Here is a 968-nt window from a genome sequence, read left to right as displayed (position 1 = left end):
AGGGGAGGGTCGCAAACTCGCTTCGCTCAGACATGCGCCCCTCTTATCCCTTGTCTGACTACCGTTTTTGGCAGCTGTCTCAATGCGGAACAGGTCAACAGCAACAGCAACGTCAACGTCAACGTCAACGGCAACAGCAACGGCAACCCCCACGACTCCCGCTCAATCGTAGGGTGCAATAACCGCAGGGCATTGCACCAAATGCCCTGATCACGGTCGCCCTGGCCGTCAATCGCCACACACCGCTGGAACTTCTGCCGCATCGGTGCCACTCAACGACGGCCCTGATCGGTTACTGACCGTATCAGGCTCTTCCTTCAACTCCCTTTGCGACACAGGTATTCCTCATGCAACGACTCAACACCACGCTGGCCCCGCTCTGGGCTGCTGCCCAACAACATCTGACCGAAGCAGATCAGGTCGAACATCGCCGGCAAGTCGATCAACTCATCGCCGACGCCGACATGACTCCTCAAGAAACCATCCCCGCCCATTTGCATCGCGCCGGCCCACAGCGGCGACGTCATGTCGGTACCGACGACATCGCGCGACTGCGACTGGGGCAATCTCTGGCGCTGGCTACCCGCAGTTTGCTGTGCGGTGGTGCCGGTAATCAGCAACTGCCGGTCGCGGCGTCGCAAGGCGATACTGTGGCAAATTTGTTCGGCGTGCGTGAGGCCGCGCTGCAAGGACTTGGGGAAATCGATGCCTTGCCGGCGCTTGCCGTTGTGGCGCAGGGCGGTGCCTGTACCGAACATTTCTCGGTGGCGTTCGAACTCGCCAGGACACTCGACCTGCCCGTCGTCGCCGTCGCAAATGATCAGGATCATGGTGCGCTGGTACTCCACCCCGAGTTGGGTGACAAAGCGGTGGTAGTCGACGCATGGACGACTGTAGTGGTCTAATGAAATCGGACACCTCAATGGGAGCACACTCCCGCTAACTGAGGAAATTACATGACTAAAAAA

1 protein-coding gene is annotated in these 968 nt (G+C 59.0%); it reads left to right on the top strand.

The annotated features are described in order from the left end of the window. Positions 1-347 precede the first annotated feature (347 nt). A complete protein-coding gene (locus QN370_RS20540) occupies positions 348-905 on the top strand; it encodes a hypothetical protein (RefSeq protein WP_322128730.1) in 558 nt (185 codons plus the stop codon). Positions 906-968: the final 63 nt, after the last annotated feature.

The organism is Actimicrobium sp. CCI2.3, from assembly GCF_035019065.1.
Classification (GTDB): domain Bacteria; phylum Pseudomonadota; class Gammaproteobacteria; order Burkholderiales; family Burkholderiaceae_D; genus Actimicrobium.
This window is presented reverse-complemented; position numbering and strand designations above follow the sequence as displayed.